The following is a 16,269-nucleotide window of genomic DNA, read 5'->3' as shown; positions in this document are numbered from 1 at the left end:
GCATCGCCGCTCGCCTCAACTGGCGGGCGGCATCGGCGTGAAGGGGGGAGACATGAAATCATTGACTTTCGACGGCACCAACGTGCTTTGCGGTGCCGTGTTCATCGGGCTTGGCGGCTTTTTCATCTACCAATGCCTGACGCTCGAACTCGGCACGGCCCTGCGGATGGGCCCCGGCTATTTTCCGCTGTTGCTTGCCGTCGTTCTGACGGCCCTCGGCGTGATCGTGCTGGTCCAGGCAATGCGTGTCGAGGGCGAGCCGTTCGGCCCCATCGCCCTGCGTGGCATGCTTTTCATCCTGCCGGCGCCGATCGCATTCGGCCTGACGGTGCGCGGCCTCGGTTTCGTGCCTTCGCTCTTTCTGATTGCACTGATCGCAGCATTTGCCTCCGCGCGCATGAAAGTGCCGCTGGCGATCCTGCTGGCCGTGGCGATCACCCTCTTCTCCGTCGTCGTCTTCAGCTACGCGCTCGGCTTGCCGTTCGAGCGCTTTGGCCCCTGGGTCAGGTTCTAGAGCATTTCCGCTTTTCTTCGAATCGCGAAAACGCTCTATCCCTTTGTTTTTACGCAATTCCGGACGGAAAACCGCTACGAATTTTTCCTGAAATTGCTCTAGGAGGCATCGATGGATCTGATCAGCAATCTTGCCCTCGGTTTCAGCACGGCCGCATCGCCGGAAAACCTTTTCTTCTGCCTGATCGGCGTGCTGCTCGGCACATTGATCGGCGTGCTGCCGGGCATCGGCGCTACCGCGACGATCGCCATGCTCCTGCCCATCACCTTCCAGCTCGAGCCGGTCTCGTCGCTCATCATGCTGGCGGGGATCTACTACGGCGCGCAATATGGCGGCTCGACCACGGCCATCCTGATCAACATGCCCGGCGAATCCTCGTCGGCGGTTACCGCCATCGACGGCTATCAGATGGCGCGCAAGGGCAGGGCGGGCGCCGCCCTTTCGATCGCCGCGCTCGGCTCCTTCTTCGCGGGGACGGTCTCGACCTTCCTGGTGGCTGTCTTCGCGATCCCGCTGACCGCGATTGCCCTGAAATTCGGTGCGGCCGAATATTTCTCGCTGATGATCGTCGGCCTGGTCTCGTCCGTGGCGCTTGCGCACGGCTCGATCGTCAAGGCGCTGGCGATGGTCGCCCTCGGCCTGCTGCTCGGTCTGGTCGGCACCGATATCTATACCGGCACGCCGCGCTTTACCCTCGGCATTCGCGAATATGCGGACGGCCTGAATTTCGTCGCCGTTGCCGTCGGCGTCTTCGGCGTCGCCGAGATCCTGCGCAATCTGGAGGGTGAGAAGACCCGCACGGTGCTGATGGCCAAGGTCAGCGGCCTGTGGCCGACGCGCGACGATTTCAGGCGGATGATCGCACCCGTGCTGCGCGGCACGATCATCGGCTCCGCCCTCGGCATCCTGCCCGGCGGCGGCGCCATCCTTGCGTCCTTTGCTTCCTATACGGTCGAAAAACGCGTTTCCGATCGTCCGGAAGAGTTCGGGCAGGGGGCGATCGCAGGCGTGGCGGGGCCGGAATCCGCCAACAATGCCGGCGCCCAGACTTCGTTCATTCCGTTGCTGACCCTCGGCATTCCGGCAAATCCGGTGATGGCGTTGATGGTGGGCGCGATGATCATCCAGGGGATCGTGCCAGGCCCGAACGTCGCCACCGAACAGCCGGCGCTGTTCTGGGGCATCATTGCGTCCATGTGGATCGGCAATCTGATGCTCGTCGTCCTGAACCTGCCGCTGATCGGCCTTTGGGTGAAGCTTCTGACGATCCCCTATTACGTGCTGTTCCCGATCATCATGGCCTTCTGCTCGATCGGCGTCTACAGCGTCAATTCCAACGTCTACGACCTCTACGCGGTCGCCTTCTTCGGGCTGGCCGGCTATCTGCTGGCCAAGCTGCGCTGCGAGCCGGCGCCGTTGCTGCTCGGCTTCGTGCTCGGGCCGCTGCTGGAGGAAAATTTGAGGCGCGCCATGATCCTCTCGCGCGGCGATCCCATGACTTTCGTCACGCGTCCCATCAGCGCCATTCTGCTGCTGGTTGCCCTCGCCGTGCTGCTGGTTGTCTTCCTGCCGTCGGTCAAGGCCAAGCGCGAGGAGGTTTTCCAGGAGGAAGGCTGACGATATGGCCGCCGCCGGTCATGGCCAGTCTGCATAACTTGAAGATAGGACCTGGTTTTCCGAGAGCTCGTTCCGCCTGGCGAAATCGCGGTAGGTTGCGGGGGAGAAGCCGGTCTTTCGTTTGAAGAAATGGCTGAAATAGGTGGGGTCCCGAAAACCAAGGCTGTCCGAAATCTCCTGGACCGTCCTGGCGGAGCGTTCCAGCCGCAGCTTCGCCTCCTGGACGACCCGCTCATGCAGGAGCTGTATGGGAGAGCGCCCGAGCGCGCTGCTGCAGATGGAATGCAGGCGGTCGGCGGTGACGCCGAGTTCGCGCGCATAGTCGCTGATCGGCCGGTGCTGCCGGAACCAGATTTCCACCAGCTGCCGATATCGCTGCAGGATCGAGGCGCTACCACCTCGGCCGCGCTGCTCGGCCGCCTCACTGCCGCCGGTGCGCCATAGCGTCATGAGGATCAATCGCAAATAGGCGGAGATGACCATCCACGAGGCGCGCGAGGGGTCGCCAAGTTCCCGCACGAAGCCGGCCACCAGCGGCTGTGTCTCTTCGACGGCATGCGGCTTCGGTTCGTCCGTCAGCCAGAGCCGCTCGCTGAAAGTCCGCAGCGCATAGGATTCCGCCTGGTCGCCGATCGCATCCACCATGATTTGCGGTGAGGCGCCGATCAGGAAGCCGGCGGCACCCGCGGCCATGCGCAGCTCGCACCGTGCCTGCGGCGGCAGATAAGCGAGCGCCGGCCCGTGCAGCGATCGCTGCTCCTCCGGCTCGAACAATAGGGCAGCCGTTCCGGCCTGTAGTAGAAACAGATGGTGGAAATCGGCATAGATGCCTTTCTGGAAACGGATCGTCCGGTGCGACAGCGAGGGTTCCCGCCACTCGCCATGCGCATGATGATGGATGCCGCCATCGGAAACCATGAAGCCCTCCTCCTGCCGGCATCGAGATACCAGAGCCGGGAATGCCAGATAATTGCAATATTAACCCAGAAAAACACATTCCTTCCCAATTGCAATGGCGTAGTCTCATTGCATGAGCCTCTGGGAGGAGGACTCCACACAACAGATGCCGATTGCGAGGCCCTGTCCTGGCCGCGCCTGTCCGTGCGCGCCTTCTCCCGTTGATGCGTTTGTGGGAAAGACCTGCGAAGGACCGGACGATCGCGATGTTTGTGGCAAAGCTTCTGATCAATGACGAGACGGTGGATGCGTCCGATGCATCCAGCTTCGAATGCCTTGATCCGGCGACCGGCGATGTTGCGACCATAGCGTCGGCGGCGTCGATCTCCGATGTGGCGCGTGCGGCCAATGCCGCCGCCGCCGCTTTTCCCGCATGGTCGGAACTAGGGCCTGGCGAACGCCGCGCAATGCTCAACCGGGCGGCCGACATTCTGCTGGCGCGATCGGCGGACTTCGTGGCGGCAATGATCGGGGAGACCGGGGCGACCGCCCTTTGGGCCAGGATCAATTGCAATCTTGCCGCCGACATATTGCGCGAGGCAGCCTCGATGACCACGCAGATTACCGGCGAGATCATCCCCTCGGGCATTGCCGGCAACGTCTCCATGGCAGTGCGCCAGCCCGCCGGCGTCTGCTTGGGCATTGCGCCCTGGAATGCGCCGATCATCCTCGGCGCGCGGGCGATCGCCATGCCGCTTGCCTGCGGCAACACGGTCGTGCTCAAGGCTTCGGAGCTTTGCCCGAAGACCCATTGCCTCATTGGCGACGTCATGCGCGAGGCGGGCTTTCCGCCTGGTGTGGTCAATGTCGTCACCAATGCGCCCAAGGATGCCGCAACCGTCGTCGAGGCCCTGATCGCCCATCCGGCGGTGCGGCGGATCAACTTCACCGGTTCGACGCGCGTCGGACGGATCATCGCCGAGACATCGGCACGGCATCTGAAGCGCTGTCTGCTCGAGCTCGGCGGCAAGGCACCCTTCATCGTGCTCGCCGATGCCGATATCGACGAGGCGGTCCGCGCCGCCGCCTTCGGCGCCTTCATGAACCAGGGCCAGATCTGCATGTCGACGGAACGGATCATCCTGCTCGAGGAGATTGCCGACGAATTCGTCGAGAAGTTCAAGGAGAAGGCGCGCACGCTCGTCGCCGGAAATCCGCTCGATGGCAATACGCCGCTCGGGACGATGATCAGTGCCGAGGCGGTGCGGCGCATCAGGGCGCTTGTCGACGATGCCCAGCAGAAGGGGGCCGTCGTCGTCTGCGGTGGGCATGCGAACGGCATGCTGGTGGATGCCACGATTGTTGATCATGTAACGCCCGCCATGCGCCTCTATCGGGAGGAAAGTTTTGGACCGCTGGCGGCAATCATCCGCGTGGACAGCGTCGACGAGGCCGTCACCATCGCCAACGACAACGAATACGGGCTGTCCTCGGCGGTGTTCGGCCGCGACATCAACCAGGCGCTGGCCGTTGCCAAACGAATCGAGACCGGCATCTGCCACATCAACGAGGCGACGGTTTCCGACGAACCGCAAATGCCCTTCGGCGGGGTCAAGTCCAGCGGCTACGGCCGCTTCGGCGGCAAGGCGGCGATCGACGAATTCACCGAGCTGCGCTGGATCACGCTGGCATCCGGTACGCGCAAATATCCGATCTGAGCCGTATCACGGCACTCGACCGGCAAGGCAGAAGAAGCATCGGAGCGAGAGGGCTCCAAAAAGGGAGGAACGACTACATGACCAATAATCTCATTGGAACGAGGATCAATGCCGCATCGCTGACGCGCCGGTCGTTCATGGCTGCGACAGCGGCCGGTAGCGCCGCACTGGCGCTTGGCGGTCGGGCGGCGTTTGCGGCCGAGGGCGACACACTCAAAGTCGGCTTCATCAGCCCGCGCACCGGCCCGCTTGGCGGCTTCGGCGAGACGGACGGATATGTGCTGGAACTGGCGCGCAAGGCGCTGGCGGCCGGACTGCAGGCGAACGGCAAGACCTGGAAGGTGGAGATCCTCGATCAGGACACGCAGTCCGATCCGTCCCGCGCCGGGCAATTGGCAAAGGACCTCATCAACAACAAGGGCATCGATCTTATGCTGGTCGTTTCCACCCCGGAAACCATCAACCCCGTGGCCGATGCTTGCGAGGCGGCAGGCGTTCCCTGCCTGTCGACGGTCATGCCGTGGGAAGCTTGGTATTTCGGCCGTGGCGCCAAGCCGGGCGCGCCCTCGCCGTTCAAGTGGACCTATCATTTCGGCTTCGGCGTCGGCGAATTCCTGAAAACCTATATTTCACAGTGGAATCTGATCGAGACCAACAAGAAGGTCGGCGTCATGTATCCCAACGATGCCGACGGCAACGCCATCCGTGCCAATCTGGCCCCGGCCCTTTCCAAGGCCGGCTTCACCATCGTCGATCCCGGTGCCTACGAGACCGGCACGACGGACTTTTCGGCGCAAATCGCCCTCTTCAAGCAGGAAGGCGTCGAAATCTTCAACTCGTTTCCCATCCCGCCCGATTTCGCCGCCTTCTGGCGTCAGGCGGCCCAACAGGGCCTGACCCAGCAGATCAAGATCTGCCAGGTCGCCAAGACCGGGCTCTTCCCCTCCGACATCGAGTCGCTCGGCGACCTCGGCGTCAACCTCAGCAGCGCCGCTTACTGGCATAAGGCCTTCCCTTACAAATCGACGTTGACGGGTGTCTCCGGGACGGAACTCGCGGATGGCTACGAGGCATCGAGCGGCAAGCAGTGGACCCAGCAGCTGGGTGCAAGCCTTGCGCTTCTCGACGCCGGCTTCGATGCCCTGAAGGCAAGCACCGATGTCAAGAACAAGGAGGCCGTGGCCAAGGCGATCAGCACGCTGAAGACCACGACGATTGCCGGCAAGGTCGACTTCACCAGCGGACCGGTCGCCAACGTCTCTCCCGGACCGATCGTCGGAACGCAATGGGTGAAGGCGCAAGAAGGCTCCAAATTCGCGCTCGACTATGTCGTCACCGAAAACGTCACCGACCCGAACGTTCCCGTCGGCGCCAAGCTCACTCCCTACAATGGATGACGGCACAGTGCAGCGGCGAGATCACAAAGAGCGGCCGGGGGAATCCTTTCTCTCGGCCAGAGGGATACACAAGCGCTTCGGCGCGCTTGTGGTTCTTGAAAACCTCGATTTTTCCATGGGCGACGGCGACGCGGTCGGCATCGTCGGGCCTAACGGCGCGGGCAAGACGACGCTGCTCAGCGTGCTTGCGGGTGCCTTTCCGCCAAGTGCCGGGGCCATCACCTTCGACGGCGCCGATGTCACGGCGCTGTCGGCGGCGGATCGCTGCCGGTCGGGGCTGGTGCGGACGCATCAGATTCCCAAACCCTTCAGCGGCATGACCACCTTCGAGAATGTCTTTGTTGCCGCCTCGCACAGCGGCGCCGCCAGCCGCGACGAGGCCTATGAGCGTGTCGTCGATTCGCTGACGCTGTGCGGCCTGCTCGGCGTTGCCAATCGCCGCGCCGACACGCTCGGCCTGCTCGACCGCAAACGCCTGGAGCTGGCACGGGCGCTGGCCACCAAGCCGAAACTGCTGCTGCTCGACGAGATCGGCGGCGGCCTGACGGATGGCGAGGCCAGCGAGCTGGTGGATACCATCCTCGAATTGCGCCGGCGCGGCATCGGCATCGTCTGGATCGAGCATATCGTCCACATCCTGCTGCAGGTGGTCGAACGACTGATCTGCATGGACGCCGGCAAGATCATCGCCGACGGCGAACCGAAGGCGGTGATGAGCAATGCCGAGGTCGTCAAAGCCTATCTCGGAGGGACGCCGGCATGAGCCTTCTCTCCATCCGCGACCTCGACGTCCGCCACGGCCTGCTGCAGGCGGTGCGCGGCGTCAGTTTCGATATCGCCGAAGGCGAGGTGCTGGCCATGGTCGGCGCCAATGGCGCGGGCAAGACGACGCTGCTGCGATCGATCGCCGGTGCCCATCTTCCCGCCGCGGGCCATGTGTTTCTCGGCGGCCAGGATATAACGACGGTGCCCTCTCACAAGCGGATCGCCATGGGAATCGCCCTGGTGCCGGAGGGCCGGCGCCTTTTCTCGCAGATGACCGTCGAGGAAAACCTGCTGCTCGGCAAGACCGCCGGCCGCAAGGGCGATTGGACCATCGAGCGGGTCTTCGATGCGTTTCCGAACCTGAAACCCCGCCGTCGTGCCAAGACCGGCCATCTCTCCGGCGGCGAACAGCAGGCGACCGCTATCGGTCGGGCATTGATGAGCAATCCCGATATTCTCCTGCTCGACGAAGTCTCGCTCGGCCTGTCGCCGCTCGTGGTCGATCGCGTCTATGTGCAGCTGCAGGCGCTGCTCTCCTCGGGAACCACCATCGTTCTCGTCGAACAGGATCTCGGACGCGCCATGAGCGTCGCCAGCCGCGTCATCTGCATGCTGGAGGGACGTGTCGTTCTCGACAGGCCGGCAGCGGGCGTTACCCGCGACGAAATCACCAAAGCCTATTTCGGACTGCACCATCGGGCCGACGGCGACAGGAGCGCATCGTGATCAATACCTTGCTTCAGGGCATCCTGCTTGGCGGCTATTATGCCGTCATCGCCTGCGGCCTGTCCTTCATGTTCTCGGTCATGCGCATCATCAACCTGGCGCATGGCAGCCTGGCGGTCGCGGCGGCCTACGGCCTCTGGCTGCTGGCCTCGAAGGTCGGGATCTCGCCCTTTGTCGGGCTGCTGATCATATTGCCGATCATGGCGGCCTTCGGCTGGCTGCTGCAGCGCTTCGTTCTCGAACGCAGCGCTCGCGGCGGCGCGCTTTTGCCGATCCTCACCACCTTCGGCCTGTCGATCGTCATCGACAACCTGCTGTTCGAGCAATTCGGCGCGGACACGCGATCGCTGGCGCCCTTTATCGGCAACCTGTCCTACGCATCCTGGCAATTGCCCGGCCATATCTTCGTCGGCAAGCTCGCGGTGATGATGATGGCGACGGCGATCGTCATTCTCGGCGGTTTGCAATTCTTCCTCAGCCGCTTCGCGCTTGGCCGCGCGATCCGCGCCACGGCGGAAGACCCCGATACGGCAGGTCTCGTCGGCATCGACGCCCGCAGGGTGAATGCGACGGCGACCGCAATCACCATGGTCACTATCGGGATCGCCGGGGCGTTCCTCGCCATGCGGGCAACCTTCAGTGCCTATGCGGGCGCGCCGCAGCTGCTCTTTGCCTTCGAGACGGCAGTCATCGGCGGCGCTGGCTCTTTGTGGGGCACGCTGGTCGGCGGCATCGTCCTCGGGCTTGCCCAATCGCTTGGCGCGCAGCTGCATCCGCAGGGCTTTCTGATCGGCGGACATGTGGTGTTCCTGCTGGTCGTCTTCCTGCGGCTCTTCCGGTCCGGCATGCCGGCCTTCGGCAAAATTCGCGCATTTCTTCGGAGCCCGGCATGACCTTCCTCTCGAACGACATATCCATCGAGCGCTGGACACGATCGTCACGGCTAACGCTGGCCGTCATGGCGGCGGCGATCGCGGTCCTGGCGCTTGCGCCCGCCTTCCTGGGAGCCGGCATGATCGACCGGATGACGGCCCTGTTCATCTACGTGATCCTCGCCGCCATGTGGAATGCCCTGGCCGGGTTCGGCGGGCTGGTCTCGGTCGGCCAGCAGGTGTTCTTCGGCCTTGGCGCCTATTTCACCATCCGGCTCGCGGATGCCGGGCTCAATCCCTTCGTTGCACTGCTCGTTGCCGCGATCGTCACCGGTGCCCTCTCCATTCCGCTGTCGTTGTTCATGCTGCGGCTCAAGGGCGGGGAGTTTGCCATCGGCATGTGGGTTGTGGCCGAACTCGTCCACCTGCTCGTCAATCTCGATCGCCTCATCCAGGGCGAGACGGGCACATCACTGATCTCGCTGAACGTCTATGACAGCGCCACCCGCCGAGCGGCCATCTACTGGTTGTCGCTCACTGCCATGACGGCCCTGCTCGGCACTCTTTTCACGCTCATGCGCAGCCGCGCCGGGGCGGCCATGCAAGCCATCCGCGACAATGAGGACGCGGCAACCTCCGTCGGTGTACGCGTCATCGCCACGAAAAGATTGCTCTTCGTGCTTGCGGCATTCGGCATTGCGGTTGCGGGCGGCCTTTGGCTGGCAACAGCCACCACCTTCCAGCCGAAAACCTATTTCAGCGTCCAGTGGACCGCCTACATGATCTTCATGGTCCTGGTCGGCGGCATCGGAAAGTTCGAAGGGGCGATCCTCGGCGCGATCCTGTTCTTCGTCATCGAGACCATCTTCGGCGGAACCGGCGTCTGGTACCTGATCGGCCTGGGTGCGACGGCCGTCCTTTTCTCCCTTTACCTACCACACGGCCTTTGGGGTGAGATCGAACGGCGTTTCGGCCTGCAACTGCTGCCGGTCGGCTACCGGCTGAGATTGCCGGACCTCCTGAAAGACAAACGATAGCGACTGGCGGATTTTCCGATCCCGTCGAGAAAGGTGAAAACATGCTTTTCGGCAAGACCATTCTGATCACCGGCGTTGCCTCCGGTATCGGCGCGCGCACCGCGGAACTGGCGGGCCACTTGGGCGCTGATGTCATCGGCGTCGACCTCCGCGAGCCAAGCCAGGGGCTCGCCTCCTTCATAAAAGGCGATATCTCGACTGCCGCCGGCGTCGCGGAAATCGTCCAGCAGCTGCCCAATCGCATCGACGCGCTTGCCAATGTCGCGGGCCTCTCGGGCAATACCGGTATCGTCTCCACGCTGGCGGTGAATTTCTATGGACTGCGCGCGCTGACGGAGGCGGTAGCACCGCGGCTTCGCGAAGGCGGAGCGGTGGTCAATGTCGCTTCGATTGCAGGCTACGGTTGGCGGGCCAATCTCGAACGGGCGAAGACATTGACCGCCATCGAGGGGTTTCCGGGTATCGAAAGCCTCGCCGCCAAGCACGGCCTGAAGAACGAGGAGGGCTACCCCCTTTCCAAGGAATTGCTTCTGCTCTGGACCATGCAGGCGGCGCACCGGCCACTATTCAAGGATCGCGGCATCCGCGTCAACGCTGTCAGTCCCGGCCCGGTCGAAACGCCGATCCTCAGGCAATTCCGCGCCGTGCTCGGCGACGAGCGTGTCGATAGCGACATCACCCGCGTCGGCCGGGCAGGAACGGCGGCCGATATCGCGCCGGCGATCCTGTTCCTTTGCTCGGACGGCGCGCGCTGGATCAATGGCACCAATCTCGCCACCGATGGCGGGCTCGAAGCCTCCATCAATGCCGACGTCCTCGGCTTCTAGACATTCATTCACATCGGGAGACATAGATGACTATTTCGCTTCTCATCAACGGCGCCGACCGTCCAGCGGCCAGTGGCCGGACCTATGACCGCCTCGACCCCTATACGGAAAAGCTCGCGAGCCGGGCGTCGGCGGCCGGCCCTGAGGATGTGGCCGCGGCCATCGAAGCCGCTTCCGCCGCCTTTCCGGCGTGGTCGGCGACGGGCCCCGGCCAGCGCCGCGCGATCCTGATGAAGGCCGCCGACATCATGGACGCCAAGGTCGGCGAGTTCACCCGCCTGATGATCGAGGAAACCGGGGCGACCGCGCCCTGGGCGGGCTTCAACGTCATGCTTGCCGCCAACATCCTGCGGGAGGCCGCCGCCATGACGACGCAGATCGGCGGCGAGATCATTCCCTCCGACAAGCCCGGCACGCTGGCCATGGGCGTGCGTCAGGCGGCCGGCGTCTGCCTCGCGATCGCGCCCTGGAATGCGCCCGTCATCCTCGCGACCCGTGCTGTTGCCATGCCGATCGCCTGCGGCAACACGGTGATCCTCAAGGCATCCGAGCAGTGCCCCGGCACGCAGCGGCTGATCGCGACGGCGCTGACGGAAGCCGGCCTGCCGGCCGGCGTCATCAATGTCATCACCAATGCGCCGGAGGACGCGCCCGGGATTGTCGAGGCGCTGATCGCCCATCCGGCCGTGCGCCGCGTGAACTTCACCGGCTCGACGAAGGTCGGCAAGATCATCGCCGAGCTCAGCGGTCGCCATCTGAAGCCGGCGCTGTTGGAACTTGGCGGCAAGGCGCCGCTAGTGGTGCTGGAGGATGCGGATATCGACGGCGCGGTGAATGCAGCCATCTTCGGCGCCTTCATGAACCAGGGCCAGATCTGCATGTCCACCGAACGGATCATCGTGCATCAGGCAATCGCCGATGAATTCGTGACCAGGCTTGCCGCGCGAGCCAGCGCGCTTCCCGCCGGCGATCCGCGGGGCCATGTCGTCCTCGGCTCGCTGATCAGCCTCGAAGCAGCGAGGAAGATGGAGGAGCTGATTGCCGATGCTCAAGCCAAGGGCGCCAAACTGGTCGCTGGCGGCAAGCGCACCGGCACGGTGGTCGAGGCAACCCTTCTCGATCATGTCACGCCACAGATGCGCGTCTATGCCGAGGAATCCTTCGGTCCGGTCAAGCCGATCATTCGCGTCGCGAACGAGGACGAGGCGGTGCGCATCGCCAATGATACCGAATACGGATTGTCGGCGGCGGTCTTCAGCCGCGATGTCCAGCGCGCGCTTGCCGTCGCCGGCCGTATCCAGTCCGGCATTTGCCATATCAACGGTCCGACCCTGAACGACGAGGCGCAAATGCCCTTCGGCGGCGTGAAAGGTAGCGGCTACGGCCGTTTTGGCGGCAAGGCGGCGATCGCCGAATTCACCGACCTGCGCTGGATCACCATCGAGGACGCCGCACAGCATTACCCCTTCTGACTTTGCCTGACGGCGGCCGATGGATCGGCCGCCGTTCCCTCAGTCGCGCAGCAGCGGCAGCAGCTGGTTGCCCTGCCGCTTGATCTCGGACAGATACGGCGTGTCGGAGAGAACGAAATGCGTGATGCCGAGGTCGCGGTATCTGCGCAGCGAACGGGCGACATCCTCCGCCGAGCCCACGAGCCAGGTGGTGCCGGCACCGCCGCCGCCGAATTTGCCCGGCGCGGTATAGAGATTGTCGTCCAGCACGTCGCCTTGGCTGTGCAGGTCGAATAGCCGCCGCTGCCCCACGGCGATGGACTGCCGATGATCGTTCCAGCCGACCCCCTTGTTCCTGGCCATTTCGGCAACCTTCGCCTCGGCATCCGTCCAGGCCTGCTCCGTGGTGTCCCGCACCAGCGTGGTGATGCGCAGTCCGAATTCCAGCGGCGGAAGATCGCGATCGAGCTCCCTGCTCAGCGCCTTCAGCCGTTCGATCCGTTCCCGGACGCCATCCAGCGGCTCGCCCCAGAAGAGCTGCACGTCGGCCTCCGTGGCGGATACCCGTTCGGCCGCCTCGGACGCGCCGCCGAAATAGAGTTTCGGGTGCCGGCGATTACCGCGTGGCTCGATGCGCGGCACCACCGTGGAACCGGTGACGCGGAAATGCTCGCCCGCATAGGTGACGTTCTCCTCGGTCCAGAGCCTGCGCACCAGCCGCATGAATTCCTTGGTCCGGCCATAGCGATGCGCCTGATCGCCCTCGCTGTCGCCATAGGCTTCCAGATTGTCCTTGCCCGAGACGATATTCACGCGCACCCGGCCGCCGGTGAGCTGGTCCAGCGTGGCGGCCGAGGAAGCGAAGTGCGCCGGCTGCCAATAACCCGGCCGGGTGGCGATGAGCGGCTCGAAGCTCGTGGTGCGTACCGCAAGTGCGGTCGCCACCGTGAAGGTGTCCGGCCGTCCCCAGCCGGTGCCGATGAGGGCACCTTTCCAGCCGTGCTCCTCCAGCGCTTTCGCGTGGCTGGTCAGCGTCTCCAGGCTGTTATGGTTTTTGACGGCGGAATCGCCGCGATGGCCGGGCTTGACGTCGTTCGGGATATACCAAAGAAATTCGGAACTGCTGCTCATGGCGCGGACCTGCTGTTGTACGTGGGTCGGGTCGGGGCGTAGTCGATTGCCGAGAGCCCGAGATTGGCGCGCAGCGTCGGCTGTTCGTAATCCCTGCGGAACACGCCCCAATCCTGGAGATAGGGGATCACCTTGTCGGTGAATTCGTCGAAACCCGTCGGCGTCAGATGCGGGGCGAAGACGAAACCGTCGGCCGCATCCGCCTGCACATGGCGGTTGATTTCGCGGGCGACGGTTTCCGGCGTTCCGACGAAATGCTGGCGGGCCGTGACCTGGACGATCAGCTGGCGGATGCTGAGCTTGTCGCGCTCGGCGATCTCGCGCCATGCGCGCGCGGTTTCCAGCCGGTTGTCGTAGCGGTTGGCGCGTCCCTGGGCGATTGCTTGTGAGGAGACGTCGGGTTCGATCTCGGGCAGCGGGCCGTCCGGGTCGTAGGAAGACAGGTCGCGATTCCAGACCTGCTCCAGAAATACGATCGCGTTCCTCGGGCTGACCTGCTGCAGCCGGATGGCGGCGAGACGTTCCTGCGCATCTTCCTCGCTGTCGCCGAGAACGAAGGCGGCGCCCGGGAGGATTTTCAGATCGTCCGGGCGACGGCCGTATTTCGCCAGTCTCGTCTTGACGTCCCTGTAGAATGCCTGTCCGTCCTCGAGCGTGCCGTGACGGGAATAGATCAGGTCGGCGTGGCTGGCGGCAAGCTCCCGGCCATTATCGGAATCGCCCGCCTGCGCGATGATCGGCGCTCCCTGCGGCAGGGGCGCGAGGCCCGAGCGGCCAGCAATGTCGAAATGCTTCGATTGGACGGCAAACTCTCGCCTCGTCCATATCAGGCGCGCCGCTTCGATGAATTCGCGCGCGCGTTCATACCGTTCCGAAAAGGGCAGGTGATCGCCACGCCGGAAGTTCGCGCCCGTGAAGGCTCCCGGCGATGTCACCATGTTCCAGCCGGATCGTCCGCCCGAGAGAATATCGAGCGTCGCGAGCTGGCGGGCCAGCGGATAGGGCTCGTTGAAGGTGGTCGTCAGCGTGCCGATCAGTCCGACGTGGTGCGTGACCGCGGCGAGTGCGGTCAGGACCGCCAAGGTATTGGGCCTGCCGGCCACGTCGAATTCGTGGAAGCGGTCCTTCTGTTCGCGCACCCTCAGCCCTTCGGCCAGGAAGATGAAATCGAACTTGCCGCGTTCTACCGTCTCGGCGAAATGCCGGAAGGAGGAAAAGGCGATCTGGCTGCCGGCGGCCGGATCGCTCCAGACGGTGAAATTGTTGACGCCGGGAAATTGTGCGCCGAGGATGATCTGCTTTTTCGACATGATGGGATTCCGGTTTGGCGCTCAGGCGGCGGTCGTGTAGCGATTGGCGGCGGGCGGTAGGCCGAGCCGGGCGCGTAAGGTGAAGCCCCAAGTGGTGGAGGCGAGGCCGGCTTGGCGCAGCGCCGGGAAAACCGTCTCGACGAGGCCGCCAAGATCGCGTTCCGGGTCGCGAGGATGGAAGCGAAAGCCGTCGAGGCCGAGGGCTGCCCAAGCGGCGACCTGCTCCGCCAAACCCTTGACATCGCCGCTCCAGTGCAAGGCCGGAGAACCCGTTTCGCCGCGATGCCCGAATGCGACGGTTATATCGGCCAATACCAACGAAGGATGGCCTGCCGTCCTGCCACGCACCGCTTCGAGCAGCGACTTCAGCCCGTCGGCATTGCCGCGCAGGAAGATGAGGTCCGCCGCCACGGCGAGTGCCGGGTCGTCTCCCTGTGCCAAGGTGGTGGCGACGACCGGCTGTCCCTGCGGTGGACGCGGCGTGATCGAGGGGCCGAGGACGCTGAACCCGTCGCTTTTGAAGTCGATATAGTGCAGCTTCGAACCGTCGAGGAAACGCTGGCTTTGCTTGTCGCGGATCTCGGCGCCGTCTTCCCAGCTGTCCCAAAGCCTGCGGACGACCTCGAGCGCCGCCAGCGTGTCGCGGTCGAGTGTTGCCGTATCCTTGGTCGGAAAGCCCCCGAGAGGGCCGATCGCGCGCGCGGCGCTGGTGGCCTCTTCGCCGTAAGGCCGCTGGACCAGCAAACCGGCGCGTCCTTCACTCACATAATCGAGCGTCGCGATCGCGGTCGACAAATGAAAAGGCTCAAGGAAATTGAGGGGCGCGCCGGCAATGATACCGATGTCACGCGTGTGGGCACCAAGCCAGTTGGCAAGAAGGATCGCGTCCAGCCCATCGCCATCGGCCCGCGCGAACCGGTCCTGCAAGGTCACGAAATCCGCCGAGCCATCGAGGCGTTTCACAAGCGCATCCCAAAAATCGCGCCGGCCGGCGTCGCGCGGGTTTTCGTGTTCGGCAAGATCGAGGCCGATACCGAGGTGAATCCCTTTGGGCTGTGTCATGTCCTGCTCCATGCTTTAGAAAACGGGTCTCTCGGCCATCGGTGAGAACGACCTAGAGAACGGCACCCATCCGTGCCGTTTGCGCGGTTCGGAGACCTCATGCCGCGGTCTCCCTTTTGGAGAGCCGCGCGCTGATCCTGGCTTCCTGCTCGGTCTTGATAGCCGTCACGCGGGCCGTGGCCTCCTCGAAGGAAGCGGCAGGTTCGCGGATCGGCGAGGTGCCGGGCTGGCCGGCCTTGGCGCCGATATGTTTTTCGAAGGGTAGGGAGCGGTAAAGCGCCGGATCGGCCTTGGGATCGAAGAGCGGCCGGTAGCCGAGCGAGAGATAGAGCGCGGTTGCCTCTGGTTGACGAAAGCCGGTGGAAAGATAGGCGCGCGTATAGCCTTGCGACGCGGCGCTCTCCTCAAGGGCGACCACGATGCGGTGCGCAAGGCCCTGGCGGCGCAGGTCGCCGCGCGTCCAGATGCGCTTCAGCTCCGCCGTCTCGTCGTCATGGCTCATGAAGGCGCCGCCGGCAATCGTCTCGCCGTCGCGCAGCAGGATGAGAAAATCCCCGAGCGGCGGCGCAAACGCCTCCGGGGGATAGCGAAAGATTTCCGTGCGCGCCCCGCCGGGGCGGCTTGCGGCGCCGTAACGGCTGTCATATTCGCCGATGAGCGCTTCCAGCAAGGGCTGCGCTTCCGGCGCGGCGGGCGAAGAACGGATGATGACGTCGCTCAAATTCTATCTCCGCGAACGAAAAAGAGGGTGCTTGCCAGGGTCGGCGATCGCGCGTCCCTTCTCCATGCGTCGGGGGCGAGGGAGGCGGATATGCCTGTTTGGGGTGGATCGAACGTGGCTGGCATCATGTTTTGCTGGCAAATGAAACTTCGTATGCCTCTTCTAGCGCCATATAAATCATATAGTCTATATATTAAATCAATTATATCGCGCAGCGTTCCGTC

General features: G+C 64.0%; 15 protein-coding genes. 10 read left to right on the top strand and 5 right to left on the bottom strand.

What is annotated here, in order from left to right; translation table 11 throughout:
- Positions 1 to 52 precede the first annotated feature (52 nt).
- Positions 53 to 514 carry a tripartite tricarboxylate transporter TctB family protein gene (locus tag FHX11_RS26630; protein ID WP_184363371.1) on the top strand — a complete coding sequence of 154 codons (462 nt, stop codon included), beginning with the start codon at positions 53 to 55 and terminating at the stop codon, positions 512 to 514.
- 111 nt (positions 515 to 625) lie between these two features.
- A complete protein-coding gene (locus FHX11_RS26625; protein ID WP_184363368.1) occupies positions 626 to 2,131 on the top strand; it encodes a tripartite tricarboxylate transporter permease in 1,506 nt (501 codons plus the stop codon).
- An 18-nt stretch (positions 2,132 to 2,149) separates the two neighbouring features.
- On the opposite strand, the gene FHX11_RS26620 is transcribed toward FHX11_RS26625, so the two are convergent.
- On the bottom strand, positions 2,150 to 3,049 hold the full coding sequence (locus tag FHX11_RS26620) for a helix-turn-helix transcriptional regulator (protein ID WP_184363365.1): 900 nt from the start codon (positions 3,047 to 3,049) through the stop codon (positions 2,150 to 2,152).
- 245 nt (positions 3,050 to 3,294) lie between these two features.
- Between FHX11_RS26620 and FHX11_RS26615 the strand changes: the two genes are divergently transcribed.
- From FHX11_RS26615 to FHX11_RS26580, 8 genes are all read left to right on the top strand, one after another.
- Positions 3,295 to 4,746, top strand: a complete 1,452-nt coding sequence (locus FHX11_RS26615) for an aldehyde dehydrogenase (protein ID WP_184363362.1) — start codon at positions 3,295 to 3,297, stop codon at positions 4,744 to 4,746.
- Between the two features lie 77 nt (positions 4,747 to 4,823).
- On the top strand, positions 4,824 to 6,143 hold the full coding sequence (locus FHX11_RS26610; protein WP_184363359.1) for an ABC transporter substrate-binding protein: 1,320 nt from the start codon (positions 4,824 to 4,826) through the stop codon (positions 6,141 to 6,143).
- Positions 6,144 to 6,150: 7 nt separating this feature from the next.
- On the top strand, positions 6,151 to 6,906 hold the full coding sequence (locus FHX11_RS26605) for an ABC transporter ATP-binding protein (RefSeq protein WP_184363356.1): 756 nt from the start codon (positions 6,151 to 6,153) through the stop codon (positions 6,904 to 6,906).
- Positions 6,903 to 7,634 carry an ABC transporter ATP-binding protein gene (locus tag FHX11_RS26600; RefSeq protein ID WP_184363353.1) on the top strand — a complete coding sequence of 244 codons (732 nt, stop codon included), beginning with the start codon at positions 6,903 to 6,905 and terminating at the stop codon, positions 7,632 to 7,634. The genes FHX11_RS26605 and FHX11_RS26600 overlap by 4 nt, the downstream gene beginning before the upstream one ends.
- Positions 7,631 to 8,527 carry a branched-chain amino acid ABC transporter permease gene (locus tag FHX11_RS26595; protein WP_184363350.1) on the top strand — a complete coding sequence of 299 codons (897 nt, stop codon included), beginning with the start codon at positions 7,631 to 7,633 and terminating at the stop codon, positions 8,525 to 8,527. Before FHX11_RS26600 ends, FHX11_RS26595 begins: the two co-directional genes overlap by 4 nt.
- Positions 8,524 to 9,543 (top strand): branched-chain amino acid ABC transporter permease, encoded by a 1,020-nt coding sequence (locus FHX11_RS26590; RefSeq protein ID WP_184363347.1) that lies wholly within the window; start codon positions 8,524 to 8,526, stop codon positions 9,541 to 9,543. Before FHX11_RS26595 ends, FHX11_RS26590 begins: the two co-directional genes overlap by 4 nt.
- Before the next feature lie 41 nt (positions 9,544 to 9,584).
- The gene (locus tag FHX11_RS26585) at positions 9,585 to 10,370 is read left to right on the top strand and encodes a coniferyl-alcohol dehydrogenase (protein WP_184363344.1); all 786 of its coding nucleotides are present in this window, start codon (positions 9,585 to 9,587) and stop codon (positions 10,368 to 10,370) included.
- Between the two features lie 26 nt (positions 10,371 to 10,396).
- Positions 10,397 to 11,842: an aldehyde dehydrogenase gene (locus FHX11_RS26580; protein WP_184363341.1), complete on the top strand. Its 1,446-nt coding sequence runs from the start codon at positions 10,397 to 10,399 to the stop codon at positions 11,840 to 11,842.
- 39 nt (positions 11,843 to 11,881) lie between these two features.
- On the opposite strand, the gene FHX11_RS26575 is transcribed toward FHX11_RS26580, so the two are convergent.
- The 4 genes from FHX11_RS26575 to FHX11_RS26560 all read right to left on the bottom strand — a co-directional run bounded on the left by FHX11_RS26575 (position 11,882) and on the right by FHX11_RS26560 (position 16,045).
- Positions 11,882 to 12,952 (bottom strand): LLM class flavin-dependent oxidoreductase, encoded by a 1,071-nt coding sequence (locus FHX11_RS26575; RefSeq protein WP_184363338.1) that lies wholly within the window; start codon positions 12,950 to 12,952, stop codon positions 11,882 to 11,884.
- Positions 12,949 to 14,262 carry an LLM class flavin-dependent oxidoreductase gene (locus FHX11_RS26570; RefSeq protein WP_184363335.1) on the bottom strand — a complete coding sequence of 438 codons (1,314 nt, stop codon included), beginning with the start codon at positions 14,260 to 14,262 and terminating at the stop codon, positions 12,949 to 12,951. Before FHX11_RS26570 ends, FHX11_RS26575 begins: the two co-directional genes overlap by 4 nt.
- Before the next feature lie 21 nt (positions 14,263 to 14,283).
- Positions 14,284 to 15,324: an LLM class flavin-dependent oxidoreductase gene (locus tag FHX11_RS26565; RefSeq protein WP_184363332.1), complete on the bottom strand. Its 1,041-nt coding sequence runs from the start codon at positions 15,322 to 15,324 to the stop codon at positions 14,284 to 14,286.
- Positions 15,325 to 15,421: 97 nt separating this feature from the next.
- Positions 15,422 to 16,045, bottom strand: a complete 624-nt coding sequence (locus FHX11_RS26560; RefSeq protein ID WP_184363329.1) for a GNAT family N-acetyltransferase — start codon at positions 16,043 to 16,045, stop codon at positions 15,422 to 15,424.
- Between the last annotated feature and the right edge of the window lie 224 nt (positions 16,046 to 16,269).

Origin of the sequence: Rhizobium sp. BK602 (genome assembly GCF_014195095.1) — a bacterium.
Taxonomy (GTDB): domain Bacteria; phylum Pseudomonadota; class Alphaproteobacteria; order Rhizobiales; family Rhizobiaceae; genus Rhizobium.
The sequence above is the reverse complement of the archived record's forward strand: the minus strand, read 5'-3'. Positions and strand labels throughout refer to the sequence as shown.